Source organism: Paenibacillus sp. HJGM_3 (genome assembly GCF_045062745.1).
Lineage (GTDB): Bacteria > Bacillota > Bacilli > Paenibacillales > NBRC-103111 > Paenibacillus_AA.
In genome coordinates this window covers 1-16,870 of record NZ_JBJGED010000048.1, presented here as the reverse complement: position 1 = coordinate 16,870, position 16,870 = coordinate 1, and the positions used below count along the sequence as shown (strand labels likewise).

Genomic DNA, 16,870 nt, shown 5'->3' with positions numbered 1-16,870 from the left:
GATCCGGTACGGAGCGACCACTACGTGGGAGACGTTCGCCGTCTTCCCGCGCAGCCACGCGCACGCCTGGTCCGCGGCGCCGGCATTCGTGCTCGGCGATCAGCTGCTCGGCGTCCGCAAGCTGGCGGACGGCTGGGTGCGCGTCCGGATCAGCCCGCCGGAGACGGAGCTGCTCTGGGCCGAGGGCTCGATCCCGACACCGTATGGCCGGATCGCCGTCGCCTGATCCCGGGAGGAGGAGAAGCGGACGATGCGCGTCTCGCTGCCGGTCGGGATCGAGGCGGAGTTCGACCCGGTGCGGACCGCCGGCTGGGACGTGGATGTCGTGCGGGTGTGAGCGTGATGGTGATGGTGATAGTGATGGACGAAACGGGAGTGAACTGATGTTTACAAATTGTAAGGCAAACTAAACAAAAAAGATCGGGATTCGCCCTTACAAGCGCGAACGAGCCCTCCTCCCGATGTCAAGAAACCTAATAAAAGAGCAAGGAGTTCCCATATATTACGCCTCCGCCAGCCCTTACAATGAACACTGAAATCAAACCAAGCACGCCAAGGCGATAACCGACCATTGGGCTTTGGAGGGAAACCATCGATGAATGTGTTCAGGGCGCTGAAGGAGCATTACCGCAAGGAAAGAAAGCTGATCGTGCTGACCATCGCCTGCCTGCTGCTGAGCACGGCGCTAGGCCTCGTGTACCCCAATCTGCTCCGCTACTTGATCGACGACGTCATCATGCAGCGGCAATTCGACCAAGTGCCGATGCTGGCTTTGCTCGTGATCTCGGTTACCGCGGTCAAGGCGGCGTTCACGTTTGCCTACGGGCACTTCGGCGGGAGGGCGGGGAATCGGATCGCCTACAACCTGCGGAACGCGGCGTACCGGAAATTGCAGGCGCTTTCTTTCTCCTACTACGACAAGGCGAAGACGGGCGACCTGATGTCGCGGTTAACGGGCGACCTGGAGGCGGTCCGGCATTTCTTCGGCTACGAGCTGCCGCACATGTTCAACTTCTGCGCGAGCATCCTGTTCGGAGCCGCGGTCATGATGACGATCTCGTGGAAGCTGACGCTGATCGTGCTCGTCACGATGCCGCTGCTCGTCGTCCTCGCCGTCAAGTTCCAGACACGCGTCCAGCCCGCGCTGCGCTCCATTCGCCAGTCGATCAGCCAGCTGACGAGCGCGGCGCAGGAGAACATCTCCGGCGTGCGGACGGTGAAGTCGTTCTCCCGGGAGCCCTACGAGGTGGCGAAGTTCGGCAAGCACAGTGAAGGCTACAAAGAGATCAACATCTCGACCGCCACGATTCTCTCCAATTACATTCCGGCGATGGAATGGACGGTCAATCTGAGCTTAGTTATTCTAATGGGCGCGGGCGGCTACCTCGTCCTGCGGGACCAGCTGTCGCTAGGCGATCTGGTCGCTTTCTTCAGCCTGGTCGGCTACATCATCGGCCCGTTGTGGCATGTCGGCTACCATATCAATGTATATGCGCAGACGAAAGCGTCGGCGGAGCGGGTCGTCGAGGTGCTCCAGCATTTCGTGCAGATCAAGGACGCACCCGATGCGGGGCCGCTCCCGAATTCCGCCTCGGGCGGACACCATGTCGTCTTCGACAACGTCTCGTTCGCTTACGGGGAGAAGGCGCCGGCGCTAACGCAGATCGACATTGACGCACGACCGGGAGCGGTGATCGGCATCCTGGGCGGTACCGGCTCCGGCAAGTCGACGCTGATTCAACTGCTCATGCGTGCGTACAACGTAAGCGAGGGCAGGATCTCGCTCGACGGCCGCGATATCCGCGACGTGCGCCTCGAGGACTTGCGGAGCGGGATGGCGTTCGTCTTCCAGGAGACGTTCCTGTTCTCTTCGACGATCCGCAACAACATCGCGTACGGCCTGCTCGAAGCGAGCCAAGAGCAGATCGAGGAGGCGGCCAGGCTGGCCCAGGCTCATGACTTCATCATGGAGCTGCCGGAGGGCTACGACACGGTAGTCGGCGAGCGGGGCCTCGGCTTGTCCGGCGGGCAGAAGCAGCGGATCGCGATCGCCCGGGCGCTCATCAAGCGGCCGAAGCTGCTCGTGCTCGACGATGCGACGAGTGCGGTCGATATGGAGACGGAACTGCGCATCCAGCAGGGTATTCGCTCGCTCCAAGGCAGCACCGTTTTCATCATCGCCCACCGGATCTCCTCGCTGCAGCATGCCGATGAGATCATCGTATTGGAAGAAGGCCGTATTGTGGAGCGGGGCAGCCATAACGGTCTGCTCGCGGCGGGAGGCCGGTACGCACAGACGTACCGGATCCAGCACGAGGCAAGCCAGGATACGGGGATCGGGGCAGCTGGAATCGTGAAAGACGGAAGCATACCGGATGGAGGAACCATGCAGGCGTCGTACGGCTCGGGAGACTTCGACGGAGCCCGAAAGCCGGGTGCCGACGAGAGGAGGCTGGTGGTGTATGAGTAAGCCGGCACAAGGACATCGGTTCGTCTATGAAGACGACGAGCAGATGGAGAAGTCGTTCAACTGGGCGCAGCTGCGCCGCCTCGCCGGGTACTTGAAACCCTACAGCAGTCAGCTGCTGCCCGTCATCATCATCATGATGGTCGTCGGAGCGCTGACGAAGCTGGCAATCCCGTTCCTGATCAGCCTGGCGATCGACCGGGCGCTCTTGGACGGCAACGGGAGTCTGCTTGCGATCTATGTAGCGACGATGTTCGTCCTGTATGTGATCCAGTGGGCGGCGAACAGCTACCGCACCCGGTACACGAGCGTGATCGGTCAGAAAATCATCCACGATCTGCGATTCGATCTGTTCCGCCACCTCCAGCAGCTGTCGTTCCGCTTCTTCGACAAACGGCCGGCTGGCTCGGTGCTCGTCCGGGTGACGAACGACGTGCATTCCCTACAAGACCTGTTTACGAACGGCGCCGTCAACCTGATGATCGACTGCGTGCAGCTGATCGGCATCGTCGCCATTCTGCTCGTGTTGAACTTCAAGCTGGCGCTTGCCATTATCGTCACCGTCCCGCTAATGTTCGTCGTCTCGCAGGCGCTGCGCACGCGAATCCGCATCGCCTGGCAGGATGTGCGCACCCGCCAGTCGCGCATCAACGCCCATCTTAATGAGAGCATCCAAGGGATCCGGGTGACGCAAGCGTTCGGCCAAGAGTCGAACAACATCGGCTTCTTCGGCGACATGATCGAAAGCAACCGCAAGTCGTGGGACAAGGCGATCTCCCTGAATATGAGCTTCGGCCCGGTGATCGAGATGACGGCGGCGGTAGGCACGTTCATTCTTTTCTGGTACGGGTCGCGGCTCGTGGAGTCGAATGAAATTACGATCGGCCTGCTCGTCGCGTTCGCGAGCTATATCGGCAACTTCTGGGAGCCGATCAACCGGCTCGGAGCGATGTACCAACAGCTGCTCGTAGCGATGGCGTCGTCGGAGCGCATCTTCGAGTTCATGGACGAACAGCCGGTCGTGCAAGAGAAGCCGAACGCGCCGGCGCTTCCCCCGATCCTAGGGAATATCCGGCTCGATCGGATCGAGTTCGAATACGAGGAAGGCCGTCCCGCTTTGCGCGGCGTCAGTCTGGAGGTGCGGGAAGGGCAGTCGATCGCACTAGTGGGCCATACCGGCTCAGGCAAGAGCACGATCGTCAACCTGCTGTGCCGGTTTTACGATCCCGTCGAAGGGCGGGTGCTCATCGATGGGCACGATATCCGCGACGTCACGCTCCATAGCTTGCGCTCGCAGATCGGCATCGTCATGCAGGACACGTTCATCTTCTCCGGTACGATCCTGGACAACATCCGCTTCGGCCGGCTGGAGGCGACGGATCAGGAGGTCGAGGCGGCGGCCCGCGCGGTGCACGCGCACGACTTCATCACGAAGCTGCCGCTCGGCTACCATACCGAGGTCGAGGAGCGGGGCTCGATGCTGTCGATGGGCCAGCGCCAGCTGCTCTCGTTCGCCCGGGCGCTTCTGGCCAATCCGCGCATCCTCATCCTCGATGAGGCGACGGCGAGCATCGATACGGAGACGGAAGTGAAAATCCAGGAAGCGCTCAAGACGCTGCTCGCCGGACGCAATTCGTTCATTATCGCTCACCGGCTCAGCACGATCCGCAGCGCGGACCGGATCGTCGTGCTCGATCACGGCGTCATCCGGGAGCAGGGCACGCACGAGGAGCTGCTGAAGCAACGAGGCGCGTATCATGCGCTTATCGAAGCACAAGTCAGGGGGAATCACGCATGAGCGGGCTGATGCTGAATGAGGACTGCAACCACTTTTTCGTGAACCGCCGGAATAAAGCGCTGGGCATTCGCGAGGTGGACACCTGGGCGGATCAGTACGCCGGAACGCAGGTCGATGAGCTCATCCTGAACGTCAATGCCATGCGCACATCGTACGCGAGCCGGGTGTGGGAGCCGTGGTGGCACGGCTACGATCCGGAAGGCGGCGATGAGCAGCCGTTCCTGGCGGACGTGACGCCAGCGGCCCGGAAGACGACACGCGAGTGGATTCATACGGCATGGCAGCTGCATCGCGACGGCATCGACATCTATGAGCGGTGGATTGCCCGCTGCCGGGTGAACGGCATGAAGGCACGGCTGTCGATGCGCATGAACGATGTGCACAGTGTTGACGAAGAGCGGCACCCGATGCACAGCAGCTTCTGGCGTGACAAGCCGGAGCTGCGGCGGGTGCCCTACAAGTTCACGAGCTGGACGGATAAGGCGCTCGATTACGGGCAGCAGGAAGTGAGAGAGTATGCGTTCGCGCTTATCCAGGAGATGATGGAGCGATATGATGCCGACGGCCTGGAGCTCGACTGGATGCGTTTCGGCTACCATTTCAAGCCGGGATACGAGGAGGAGGGTGCCGCTATCCTCACCGCCTTCACGGCCGACGTCCGGGCGCTGCTGGACAAATGGGAGACGAAGCGCGGACACCGCATCTCCCTGTCGGCCCGGGTCCCGTCCCGCCCTCAGACCGCGCTCCATCTTGGCATGGATGCGGTCCAATGGGCGCGACGAGGCTTGGTCGACACGATCGTCGTAACTCCATTCTGGGCGACGATCGAGACGGATATGCCGATTGAGCTGTGGAAGCGGCTGCTGGAAGGGACGGGCGTCCGGCTGGCGGCAGGCCTGGAAGTGCTGATCCGGGCGTATCCCGCTTCGGCGCTCCGGCAGACGAATTCGCTCGAGACGGTGCGGGGAGCGGCGACATCGCTGTTAGCGAGAGGCGCCGACGGGATTTATCTGTTCAATTACATGGATTCCGATACGACGATCGAGGACATCCACGACTACCCGCAGCTCATTCGCGAAGTCGGCCATCCGGAGACGCTCGCCGGCAAGCCGCGACGCCATGTCGTCACGTATGCCGATACGTGGGCGGCGGGTGAGCGAGCCGCCTATGCGCTGCCTATCGCTTGCGCCGCAGGCGCTCATGCCGCGCTTCGCATCCACATCGGGCCGATGCCCGCCGATAGCGAGTATGCCGAAGTGCGGCTCGGTGTCGGCATGGACGACACGCTCGAACCTACAGGCTTGCGGTTGCTGCTGAACGGAGCCGATTGCGATTTCATCGGTCGGATCACTCTGCCCAAACCGATTCCGGAAGGACCGGTTTATGCCTTCGAGGTCCCGGCTGGAGCCGTACGCGACGGGTATAACGCCATCGATCTGCTGCCGGCAGACGAGTTTACGGTGCTCTGGGCGGAAATGGCGATCCTGCCGGTCCGCGGCCGGGCGATGAATGACGTATAGGGAGGGGAACTACACATGAGCAGAGCTGCCTATTTGGCCTATATCGAGAAAGCGGTGGCGAACGGCCGGGAGACGTTCGGCGAGCATATGAGCAACTGGAAGCAAGCGTACAAGCCGGATCAATTCCTTGGCATGTACACGGCCCCGGGCATTATTCCCGTTCAGGTGCAGCTGGAGGGCTTCATGTACAGCATCACCGGCAACCTGGATTATGCGGAGCACGCCAAACGGCTGCTGCTGGAAGCGGATACGTATACGTCGATCGTGCCGGAGGAGCATCGGCGCCGCCACCCGGAATATGCCAAGGGCGTGCCGGTCGTGGAAGCGATGTTCCAGGCGCCACATTTCCTGTACGGGTACTTGCACATCAAGGACAGCGGCGTCGTGACGCCGGAAGAGAGGGCCCGTATCGAGCAGTCGATCCGGTGCAGCGTAGACTCCTTGTTCCACTACCCGGAATGGGGGGCGCATAACCGGTCCATGCTGCGGGTGTGGACGCTGTCCCTTGCGATCGAGGCGCTGGGCGATACGGAGGAGACGCGGACTTGGGACAAAATGCGGCGTTATCTGGCCGAGGAGTCGATCGGCAAATGGTCGATTGAGGACGCGCAGCTCTACCTCATCCTGTGGCTCGTGGCTTGTCAAGAGTATGCGCTCTACTCCGGCCAGGAATTGACGTACTTCCGGCTGCCGCAGACGAAGTATTATTACGACTATCTGCTGCGCATCGTGACGCCGCAAGGATTCGTTCCCGATTACGGCGATTCCCATTACGGTTCGAACTGGTACTTGTGGGCGGCCTGCCTGGAGAAGGGTGCAGCCGTCTATCGCGACGGGCATATGAAGTATGCCGCGCAGAAGGTGTTCGAGCACGGGATGGCGCTAACCGGCGATACGGTCTCGATCGGTCTGGCGGCCTACTTGACATATGCGTACATGTGGGCGAACGACGAGGTGCAGCCGGTCCGGCCGGACTGGGGCACCGAGGAGCTGCTGGAGGACGTGGTCGGCAAAAAAATCATTTTCCGCGACGGCTGGAACGAAGAGGACGCCTACATGTTGCTGAGCTACCGAGATGAAGGCCAGTACGCGTTCACGCCCCGCCATTACTTGCGCAATACGATCTCCGTCAAGGCGGAGAAGGCGCACCACGGCCACAGCGACGAGAATGCGGTCAGCTGCCTCGTGAAGGACGGGAACATCCTGCTCCATGACGGTGGGTATCGCGAGCAGCTGCCGAACGGCAAATACCGCAACGACATTTACCACAATCGGCTCGTGTTCCGAACAGGCGCGATCCCGGACGGCAGCAGCGTCTACGACTTCCTGCACGACCAGGGCCACTACAAGCAGGCGATCACCGAGAAAATCCACATGCAGACGTTCGCACGCCTGGAGTACAGCCGGACGCGCATGTACGATATGGCGACGAAGACAACGTGGGATCGTAACATCACTTATATCAAGGAAGATGGCGTCTTCATTATCGTCGACTGGACGAAGGCGGATGCGGACCTGACGGTGACGACGGCCAATCTGTGGCACACCGGGTCGGCCGAGGAGCTTGGGGAGCGCAGCTTCGACACGTTCGTCCGGCACGTCCACCGCGGCCCCGGAGACCAAAATCCGTACCTGAACCGCAGCGAATGGGCGCTCGCCATCGAGTTCCCCGGCAGCGGCCGCTTGATCGGCCGGGAGCCGATCAAGCGTGCTTACGGCGAAGCGGTCATGCTGTACGAGACCGAATCGGCGTCGCTGCGGCAGGGGGAGATGCGCGCCTACGTCACCGTCCTGACGCCTCACCGCCGATCGGTCCCGGCGCCCGAGGTGACCGGCCGCGTTGCGGTGGAGCGGCTATCGGACCGCGCCGACATGATCTCGCTCACGTATCGCGGAAGCTCCGCGATCCATCTGGCTTACAAGCTGGACCTGGAGCATGGCTTGCTTGACCCTGCAGCTTATCCCCGCTACACATGGGTAGACAGCAAGGTCGAGTACGGCCGCGTAACGACCGATGCGGACTTCGCTTACGTCATCGAGGATTCGGCCGAGCTCCAATACGGATTTTTGAACGGGTTCCGTCTCGAATTCGACGGGGAGGTGCTGTTCGAGACGCCGAAGCTGAGCTCGTATCAATTCGAGACGCAGCAGTGGCGGATTGTCGATCACAAGTGGAGAGCATGGGACGGTGCGAAGTCGCTCCCGCGCTAAGCGGGTCGAATGTAATAGGAAGGAGGGTTCCCATGAGCGAGGACACGCGGGATATACGCATGAGCAAGGAGGACATCTGCGCCCACCTGGGCGACGAGTACGACCGGTACATGGGGGCAATCGTCCCTCCGATCTTCCAGAATTCGCTGTTCACCCGGAAGACGATCAATCACGGTTATTCGTATACCCGGGTGACGAACCCGACGATCGAGATCGCCGAGCGGAAGATCGCCGCGCTCGAGGAAGGAGAGGCGGCGCGCTGCTTCTCCTCCGGCATGGCCGCGATCAGCGCGGCGATCACGCACTATTTGAAGAAAGATTGCCACGTCATCTGTCCCCGCGCCGTATATGTGCCGACCAAAGCGTTCCTCTCCTCTTACATGGAGAAATTCGGCGTCGAAGTCACGTTGGTTGCCGGGGACAGCGTCGAAGAGATCGAGCAGGCGATCCGGCCGAGTACAACGCTTATTTATTTGGAGAGCCCGCTCTCCAACGTCTTCACGCTGCAGGATCTCGGGACCATCGCGGCTTTGGCTAAGTCCTACGGAATCGCGACCATCGTGGACAACACGTGGGCGACGCCCCTGTTCCAAAATCCGCTGAAGCACGGCATCGATCTTGTCGTGCATTCCGCATCCAAATATTTGGGCGGGCACAGCGACATTCTGGGCGGTGTCATCGTAGGCAACCGGGATGTGCTAGATTCGATTATGAACAACGAGCGCAGCCTGTTCGGCGCCGTGATGGACCCGCATCAGGCATGGCTGCTCATCCGTAGCCTGCGGACGCTGCCGGTCCGCATGAAGCAGCATGAGGCGAACGCGATGCAGGTGGCGGCCTTCCTGGAAGCGCATCCGCGCGTCGCCGCCGTCCATTACCCGGGGCTGCCTAGCCACCCGCAATACGAGCTGGGCCGCAAGCTGATGTCCGGCTATTCGGGCCTGCTCAGCTTCATTCCGAAGGGGGACCGGCAGCAGATTCAGTCGATGATGAAAAGCTTGCGGTTTTTCGAGGAGGGGCCGAGCTGGGGAGGGTTCGAAAGTTTGATCAATTCCCCCGGCTTGTGGGTCAATGAAGAGACGTCCCGGGAATCGGGCATTCCGATCGGCCTGCTGCGCATTTCGGTCGGCCTCGAGCATGCGGATACGATCATCGGCGATCTGGACCGCGCGCTGAACGAAATGTAAAGGAGGCGACGCGTACGTAGTATGTTGATCGGACCGCACATTCACAAGCACCGCGATGCGATCGCCGCCGGAATCTCCGAGCTGGTGCGCATTCGCAGCGTCCAGGAGCCGCCCGAGCCGGGCCGGCCCTTCGGTGCGGGCGTGGATCGGGCGCTCCAGCATATGCTGGCTCTGGCGGCATCGTTGGGCTTCGAAGTGAAGGATGTGGACGGCTATGCCGGCCACGCCGAATACGGCACCGGCGAGGAGCTGGTCGCCGTGCTCGTCCACCTGGATACGGTGCACGAGGGAGACGGCTGGACGTACCCGCCCTTCGGTGGCGTGCTGGAGGACGGACGCATTATCGGCCGTGGGGCGTCGGACAACAAAGGCCCGGCCGTCGTCGCACTCTACGCGCTGCTGACGTTGAAGGAACTAGGGATCACGGGCCGTCGTCGGCTGAGGCTCATCTTCGGCACGAACGAGGAGAGCGGCATGAACGACCTCGACTACTATTTCGAGCGAGAGCCGTTGCCGAGTCTCGCCTTCGTCCCGGATGCCGGCTATCCGATCTTCAACGTGGAGATGGGCAATATGAACGTGCTGCTCGTGGAGGAGCAGGCCCCGGCCGATACTTGGTCGTCGTGTGGGCCCAGTCGACTCCCGGTCATCACCCTTCAGGGCGGCAACACGAGAACGTTGGTGCCGGAGACATGCACGGCGATCGTCTCGCTGGAGCATCTCGACGCGGAGCAGGCCGAACGGCTGCAGCGGGAAGTTGAGGCTCACGCCAACCTCGGTGCGGTGAGCCTGTCCGGCCCGGAGGGAGCGCTTATGCTCACGGCCGGAAACGAACCGGTTGAAGGCAGCCCCACCGGCTCCCGGAATGCGGTCGCCAACATGGTCGCTTTCCTGCGGGGACTGGCCTATGCCACCGGTATCGACCGGTTGCTCGCGTTCCTGCACGAGCGGATTGGCGCGGAGACCGATGGCGCCTCTCTCGGCATCGCATGCCGCGACGAGGTGTCGGGCGGGCTGATCGTCTTCCTGCGCACGATCACGGCCGATGGCAGCAACCGCGCCGAAGCGCTGTGCAACGTCCGATATCCGGTGAGCCACGACGGCGACGGCATCTTCGCCTCCATCGCCCGGCAGGCGGCCGGCTACGGCCTCCGAGCGGAGAGAACCCGGCATCTGCTGCCGGTTCACGTCCCGGAGGACCATCCGGTCATCGCCCGGCTCAGCCGCGCCTACGAGGCCGTCACCGGCGAGCCGGCGACCCTGCTGCGTATGGGCGCCGGTACGTACGCGCGCAAGCTGCAGGGTCGCGGCGTCGCCTTCGGGGCGGGATTGCCGGGCGGCGTGAACACGAACGTGCACCAGGCCGACGAGTTCGTCCGCCTCGACGACATGATGCGCCATGGAGAGATTTGCTTGCAGGCGATGTACGAATTGATGAAGGATTAATGATGAATCGGGGAGGGATCGACCATGAACGAGTCGCATGAACCGAAACCGCGGCATCCACAACAATCGCAGCATCCGCAACAATCGCAGCCGAGCCCGCAGCCGCAGAAGCCGCTCGGCCGAAAGGAGCTGCGCCGCATCCCGCAGGCCGCCAGCCTGCGCCGCCCGGTGGCGTTCGAACGCCACCTGATCGGCACGGCCGGGGCCTGGATCGCCCGGCTCCGCCACGCCGAGGCCAAGTACATGGCCGCCCGCCATCTCTGGGAGTGGACGACGCATGTGGATCACTTGCGTCGCCGACTCGGCGAGATGCCGGGCGGCAAGCCGGACGCGGCGCTCGAGCCCCAACTCGCCGCCGTGCTGGAGGAGGCGCTATTCGCGGACGACGAAGCTCCGTTCGGGACGGCGCTGTACACGGTGCTGCTGCCGGCTCTCCGGGACGCCTATGCGACGTACCGCGACCGGACGAACGAGCTGCCCGACCGGCCGACCGTGCATATCCTGGACGACGTGATCGACACGCTCACCATGCAGATTGGGGAGGGCAGCGCGTTCCTGCAGCGCGTCTATTCCACTACCGCCGCGGGCGCCGGCGGCAGCAGTGAAGCGTGGGCCCGCCACATCGCCACACTGCTGGAAGCGGCGGACGGCCTCTACGGCGACGCGGACGAGGCGGCCGTTAACGCCTTGCGGCGGTTCGCGGGCCGCGAGTACCGCTCGCCGGACGTGATGCACCGGACGCTCGGCTCGCATTACTCCTACGAGCATCCGATCGAAGGGTACTTGTGGTCGCACAACCTGAAGGGCGACCCTAGCGTGGAGCGGGCCGCTTTGGCCGTCTGGCTCTACAACGAGCTGGACGCCGCCGAATACATCTCGCCGATCCTATACGAGGTGAAGGGCATGCCCTGGGAGTTCTACTATGACGTCGCCCGCCATACATGGGACGAAGCCCGGCACTCCGAGTTCGGCTTCCGGCTCATGCAGGCGCTCGGTCTGAAGCCCGAGCAGTTCGAGGTGTGGGTGGCCACGTACATGAGCTCCATTCAGATGGCGCCATACGAGCGGTATGCCGCCGTGACGTGCTGGTATGAGCCGGGCAGCTTCCAGGTGAAGCCGGACTATCTGGAGCGGCTCGCCCGCGAGGTTGGGGGCGAAGACCTGGCCGTCGAGATGCTGCGCTTCGATCTCGCCGACGAGACGCTGCATGTGAGCTTCGGCCACAAGTGGGTGGAGAAGCTCATGCGCCACTACGGCGACGACCGGACGCAGGAGGAGTTCGTCCTTTATGTGAAGGAGAAGGGCACCCGCCTGCGCGAGGAGCAGGGCCGTACTTTCATCCGGACGATGCCCGCCGAGGAGCGGGAGACGCTGGAGTCGATCCGCCGGCACATGGAGCGCTGGACGCAGGCGAACGGGACGAAGACGATCGCCGCCCGCAAGTAAAGAAAACTAATAAAATGTAAAATTCATTACATTTTATAAGCCGATCCGGCGCGGTATACTTAGAATCAGAAAGCGCTTACACCACGAAGCGTAAACGAGAGAGAGGAGCGAGGGTATGGAGGCACGTTCGCACAATCTATCGCCGGGCGTAACGGTCGCGGCTGAACCAAAGAAGCGAAGCGCGTTTACGAAGGAACTGTTCAAAAACTACGATTTGTACATTTTGCTCATCCCCGGGATTCTCTTCTTCTTCATTTTTTGCTACATTCCGATGTTCGGCCTCATCGTGGCGTTCAAAGACTACAACATTTTCAAAGGCGTGTTCGCTTCCGATTGGGTCGGGCTGCAGCACTTCCGGGATATGCTGCAGGTTCCCGACTTTTACAAGGTCGTCCGCAATACACTGCTTCTCAATGTGCTGGGACTGATCGTCGGCTTCCCGGCCCCGATCATCCTGGCGCTGCTGCTGAACGAAGTGCGGGCCAAATATTTCAAACGAATCACCCAGTCGCTCCTGTACTTGCCGCACTTCATGTCCTGGATTATCATGGGCGGCATCATCTACAACCTGCTGTCGCCGAAATACGGGATCGTGAACGCGACGATGCGCTTTTTCGGGATGGAAGAGATTTACTTCATGATCGAGGAAGTTTGGTGGGTTATCGTCTATACGTTGTCCGGCGTGTGGGCGGGAGCAGGGTGGGGTACGATCATTTACTTGGCGGCGATGACGACGATCGATCCGTCCTTGTACGAAGCCGCGGTTATGGACGGCGCCGGGCGGTGGCGCAAAATCATCCACATTACGATTCCGGGCATTATGCCTACGGTCGTCATCCTTCTGATTCTGAACATCGGCCACATGGTCTCCATCGGCGTCGAGCATCCGTTCGCGCTCCAGAATCCAGTCGTCATGAACATCTCCGACGTCATCAGCACCTACGTCTATTCCGCCGGGATTAAGCAAGGCCTGTTCGGCCTGACGACAGCGATCGGAATGTCGCAGTCCGTGATCAATCTGGTGCTCGTACTCGGTGCGAACTATTTTGCGAAGCGTCTCGGGAACGAGGGGCTCTGGTAATAATCGGAGAAAGGAGCGTCATCAATGGCAACCAACGTGCAGCAACAACGCATCAAGCGTAAGCCCTTCGGCCGGTATACCGGCTGGGACGTCAGCTTCAATATCGTGAACTACACCTTGCTCATCCTGTTCACGTTCATCTGCATCTTCCCGTTCCTCAACACGCTGGCGAACGCCTTCAGCAGCAACCACGCGATCCAGACGGGGAAGGTCGTGCTGTGGCCGGTCGATTGGCAGTTCGACGCGATGCGGTCCGTCTTGACCGATGCGAACATTATCCGCTCGCTCTGGATTACCGTCTATGTTACGGTAGTGGGAACCGCATTGAACATGCTGTTTACGATTACGACCGCTTACCCGTTGTCGCGCAGAGATTTGAAGGGCCGTAAGTATTTTATGAACTATATGATCGTAACGATGGTGTTTGGCGGCGGGCTGATACCTTGGTATTTGGTCATCAAATCGATCGGTTTGCTGAACTCCCTGTGGGCGCTCATCATTCCGGGTTTGATCAGCTCCTTTAATGTCATTATTATGAAAACCTTTTTCCAGAACATCCCGGAAGAGCTTCGAGAAGCAGCCGTCATGGACGGGTGCGGCAATTTGCGGTACTTGATTCAAGTGATCCTGCCTTTGTCCGGCGCCGTGATGGCGACGATCAGCTTGTTTTACGCAGTAAACCACTGGAACAGCTATTTCAACGCGGTGCTGCTGATCGACGATTCCACCTTATACACGCTGCAGGTGAAGCTGCGCAACATTTTGCTGCTCTCGCAGATGGATACATCCTTGGAGACGCAGCAGACGCAGAACAATCTCCACGTTATTGCCGAGTCGCTGAAGGCGGCGACGATCGTGTTCGCGACCGTGCCGATTCTGATCGTGTACCCGTTCCTGCAAAAATATTTCGTCAAAGGCTCGTTTCTCGGTTCTGTTAAAGGGTAGAGCAAAAAACCTAATAAATTGACAAGAATACCGAATGGAATCCACGCATGTAAGCGATTATATTAACAATGAAAACGCTTCATCACCATAATTTCCCGGATTGGGATGGGTGCGAGCCCATCGGAGGAGAGAGAGATCGATTCTGAAATCATGTTGGGGAGGAAACGCGGTATGGTCTATGGGTTGAGAAAAGGGGTAGTCGGAAGCTTGGCGGTGGCGCTCACGCTATCGGGTATTTTGGCAGCTTGCTCCAAAACAGACAACAACAGCACCGCCACATCTTCACCGGGTACCAGCACGTCGCCGTCGGCGAGCAAAGAACCGGAGAAGCCGGTCAAGATCCGCGTCACGCTGTGGGATCGGGCCAATGCGCCGGAAGGGCAGAACCTGGGCAACAACGATCTGATCAAGTGGGTCATCGACGAGACGAAGAAGATCGGCCTCGACGTCGAGTTCGTCTCCCTGCCGAGAGCGCAGGAGTCGGAGAAGCTGAACGTGTGGATGGCTTCCGGCGAAGCGCCTGACGTCATCATCACGTATTCGATCGACACGATCTTCAAGTTCGCCGAGCAGGGCGGGCTGTGGGAGCTCGACTCGTACCTCGCCAAGTATCCGGATCTCATCAAGAACAACAAGAAGGCGCTTGACCAGGCCGGGATGTACAAAGGCAAACGGTATGCGATTCCGGCGATCCGGGCGAACACCTATGCCGGCGCTCATATGAAAATCCGCAAGGATTGGGTCGACAAGCTCGGCATGAAGCTGCCGACAACGACCGAAGAGCTGTATCAAGTGTTGAAGGCGTTCAAGGAGAAGGACCCGGGCGGGGTAGGCAAAGACAAGGTCGTCCCATTCGCGATGCCGGCGATCAATCAGGGCGCCAAGGGCTTCTTCTTCGGCCCGATGTTCGGCTTCGGCGTGAACAACGACGGTCCGGGCAACCAGTTCTACGCTCCGAACGGCAACTACAAGGACGGCGTCTTCACCTCCGGGATCGCCACGCCGGAAGGCAAGAATTTCCTGGGTTGGATGAATAAGCTGTACAAGGAAGGGTTGATCTCCAAGGAGTTCGTCACCGACATCAACTCGCAGCAATATATCCAGCAAATCAACAGCGGGGTTGCAGGCTTCACGGATTCCAACACTTCCGCGGTGCAGTTGAACATAGACACGCGCAAATCGGTGCCTACGGCCGAATGGGTCACCCTGGATCCGCTCAAGCGGCCGGACGGGACGCAGCGTCAACCGATCGCAGCCGACTATGGGATGTTCATCGCGGTGCCGAAATCGAGCAAAAATCCGGAAGCGGTCGTGAAGTATCTCGACTGGATGGTGAAGCCGAAAAACTTGGCTACTGTGCAAAGCGGCATTGAGGGCGTCCACTGGAAGGACGACGGCGGCTTGCGTATCGGTATGGATCCCGAGGCGAGCAAGAAAACGCTGTGGGTGTCCAGTGCCGGAGACTTGGCGCTCATCCAGCAAGGGGTACCGCCGTATACGAAGGAGCAGCTGCTGAAGCTCGTCGCGAACAGCCCGGATTTCCCGACGCCGGAGAAGAAGGAAGAGTATGCGAACTCGACGCTTAAGATGTACGAAGTGTTCCAGAAATTCGGCAAGCCGGAGGTGTTGATCGACGCTCCCCGCCCAGTCGCGCAAAAGAGCGTGGCAGCGATCGAGAAATCGCTGTACGAAGGCGTGTCGAAGGCGATCATCGCACCTGAATTCGACAAGGCGTATGCCGAGATGATCTCCGGCTGGGAGAAGGCCGGCGGTCGCGAGTACGACAAGGAAATCACCGATGCCTTGAAAGCGATGAAGAAGTAGGATAAGAATAGAGCGGGAGACGAAGATCGCCCAGCAGTTGCCGACGCGGCAGCTTGCTGGGCGATTTTTTTATAACTGCTGCCCTTCTGTAGCTGCCGGTCTGCAAGCCATAGTCTTGACTCGACTTCGTAAAGAGAAATTTACAAACCAAACCATACCATTTCCGCGTAGAATCCGACACTCCGAGTAAATTGCAAACAAAATTTTCGTTAATAATTAACCCGGCTGTACTATTAAGGCAAAGCAGCTTTACTAAACGGCTCACACTGGCCAAAACGACCAATAACGTGTTAGGCGACTATGCTTATTTGTAAACTTCGCCTAACAAGAGGATACGTAAGCAAGTCGCTTCTGCCCAGACGTCGCCGCCCAGGGGGATGGTTTCGTATGTTTACCATGGTACCTTTGCCCCTAAAATTGCGCCGACTCGGACTTCGGACCGTTGTAAGCCGAAGTTTACAAATTAGACGGGTATCCTTACTATTTATGCGACTTTTTGGCGATTTTCGCCAGTTTGTAAGGCTACCTTTCGTTAATAATAAACCCGGCCTTCCTATTAACATAACTTTGCCTTACTAACGGACGGTGTTGCGGTAGCGTCGCGCCAAAATTGTAAATTTAGACATACAATAAGTAAACTTCGCCTAACAAGAGGACACGTAAACAGGTGGCCTCTGCCCAGACGTCCCCCACGGATGGTTCCGTATGTTTACCGGGGGCGCATCTGCCTCGAAAATGTTTGCCGACTCGGACTTCGAACCGTTGTAAGCCAAAGCTTACAAATTAGACGGGTATCCTTACTATTTTCGCGACTTTTTGGCGATTTTCACCAGTTTGTAAGGCTATCTTTCGTTAATAATAAACCCGGCCGTTACTACTTAGGTTCCCTTTTCAAACTCCATAATATTGGTTAATAATTCCTAACCAAACCATGGAGCGATGGGG

Annotated in this window: 11 protein-coding genes; all 11 read left to right on the top strand. The window is 59.7% G+C overall.

Annotated elements, in window-relative coordinates; translation table 11 throughout:
• Positions 1 to 88 precede the first annotated feature (88 nt).
• The 11 genes from ACI5FR_RS32655 (at position 89) to ACI5FR_RS32605 (ending at position 15,925) form a co-directional block, all read left to right on the top strand.
• Complete coding sequence (locus ACI5FR_RS32655; RefSeq protein ID WP_405462408.1) at positions 89 to 226, top strand: alpha-L-rhamnosidase C-terminal domain-containing protein; 138 nt, start codon at positions 89 to 91, stop codon at positions 224 to 226.
• Positions 227 to 595: 369 nt separating this feature from the next.
• Complete coding sequence (locus ACI5FR_RS32650; protein ID WP_405462406.1) at positions 596 to 2,470, top strand: ABC transporter ATP-binding protein; 1,875 nt, start codon at positions 596 to 598, stop codon at positions 2,468 to 2,470.
• Complete coding sequence (locus ACI5FR_RS32645) at positions 2,463 to 4,265, top strand: ABC transporter ATP-binding protein (RefSeq protein WP_405462405.1); 1,803 nt, start codon at positions 2,463 to 2,465, stop codon at positions 4,263 to 4,265. The genes ACI5FR_RS32650 and ACI5FR_RS32645 overlap by 8 nt, the downstream gene beginning before the upstream one ends.
• The gene (locus ACI5FR_RS32640; protein WP_405462403.1) at positions 4,262 to 5,785 is read left to right on the top strand and encodes a glycoside hydrolase family protein; all 1,524 of its coding nucleotides are present in this window, start codon (positions 4,262 to 4,264) and stop codon (positions 5,783 to 5,785) included. Before ACI5FR_RS32645 ends, ACI5FR_RS32640 begins: the two co-directional genes overlap by 4 nt.
• 15 nt (positions 5,786 to 5,800) lie before the next feature.
• On the top strand, positions 5,801 to 7,996 hold the full coding sequence (locus ACI5FR_RS32635) for a hypothetical protein (protein ID WP_405462401.1): 2,196 nt from the start codon (positions 5,801 to 5,803) through the stop codon (positions 7,994 to 7,996).
• A 32-nt stretch (positions 7,997 to 8,028) separates the two neighbouring features.
• Positions 8,029 to 9,183 (top strand): trans-sulfuration enzyme family protein, encoded by a 1,155-nt coding sequence (locus ACI5FR_RS32630; protein WP_405462399.1) that lies wholly within the window; start codon positions 8,029 to 8,031, stop codon positions 9,181 to 9,183.
• Between the two features lie 21 nt (positions 9,184 to 9,204).
• Positions 9,205 to 10,629, top strand: a complete 1,425-nt coding sequence (locus ACI5FR_RS32625; RefSeq protein WP_405462397.1) for a Sapep family Mn(2+)-dependent dipeptidase — start codon at positions 9,205 to 9,207, stop codon at positions 10,627 to 10,629.
• Between the two features lie 24 nt (positions 10,630 to 10,653).
• A complete protein-coding gene (locus ACI5FR_RS32620) occupies positions 10,654 to 12,075 on the top strand; it encodes a DUF455 family protein (RefSeq protein ID WP_405462394.1) in 1,422 nt (473 codons plus the stop codon).
• 115 nt (positions 12,076 to 12,190) lie between these two features.
• Positions 12,191 to 13,156 (top strand): ABC transporter permease, encoded by a 966-nt coding sequence (locus ACI5FR_RS32615; protein WP_405462393.1) that lies wholly within the window; start codon positions 12,191 to 12,193, stop codon positions 13,154 to 13,156.
• 24 nt (positions 13,157 to 13,180) lie between these two features.
• A complete protein-coding gene (locus ACI5FR_RS32610) occupies positions 13,181 to 14,101 on the top strand; it encodes a carbohydrate ABC transporter permease (protein ID WP_405462391.1) in 921 nt (306 codons plus the stop codon).
• A gap of 171 nt (positions 14,102 to 14,272) precedes the next feature.
• The gene (locus ACI5FR_RS32605) at positions 14,273 to 15,925 is read left to right on the top strand and encodes an extracellular solute-binding protein (RefSeq protein WP_405462389.1); all 1,653 of its coding nucleotides are present in this window, start codon (positions 14,273 to 14,275) and stop codon (positions 15,923 to 15,925) included.
• The last annotated feature ends 945 nt before the right edge of the window (positions 15,926 to 16,870 follow it).

Bases quoted from the DNA above. Each gene is read 5' to 3' on its own strand.
- ACI5FR_RS32630 (WP_405462399.1), top strand. From the start codon at position 8,029: ATGAGCGAGGACACGCGGGATATACGCATGAGCAAGGAGGACATCTGC.
- ACI5FR_RS32645 (WP_405462405.1), top strand. From the start codon at position 2,463: ATGAGTAAGCCGGCACAAGGACATCGGTTCGTCTATGAAGACGACGAG.
- ACI5FR_RS32610 (WP_405462391.1), top strand. From the start codon at position 13,181: ATGGCAACCAACGTGCAGCAACAACGCATCAAGCGTAAGCCCTTCGGC.
- ACI5FR_RS32605 (WP_405462389.1), top strand. From the start codon at position 14,273: ATGGTCTATGGGTTGAGAAAAGGGGTAGTCGGAAGCTTGGCGGTGGCG.
- ACI5FR_RS32615 (WP_405462393.1), top strand. From the start codon at position 12,191: ATGGAGGCACGTTCGCACAATCTATCGCCGGGCGTAACGGTCGCGGCT.
- ACI5FR_RS32640 (WP_405462403.1), top strand. From the start codon at position 4,262: ATGAGCGGGCTGATGCTGAATGAGGACTGCAACCACTTTTTCGTGAAC.
- ACI5FR_RS32625 (WP_405462397.1), top strand. From the start codon at position 9,205: ATGTTGATCGGACCGCACATTCACAAGCACCGCGATGCGATCGCCGCC.
- ACI5FR_RS32620 (WP_405462394.1), top strand. From the start codon at position 10,654: ATGAACGAGTCGCATGAACCGAAACCGCGGCATCCACAACAATCGCAG.
- ACI5FR_RS32635 (WP_405462401.1), top strand. From the start codon at position 5,801: ATGAGCAGAGCTGCCTATTTGGCCTATATCGAGAAAGCGGTGGCGAAC.
- ACI5FR_RS32650 (WP_405462406.1), top strand. From the start codon at position 596: ATGAATGTGTTCAGGGCGCTGAAGGAGCATTACCGCAAGGAAAGAAAG.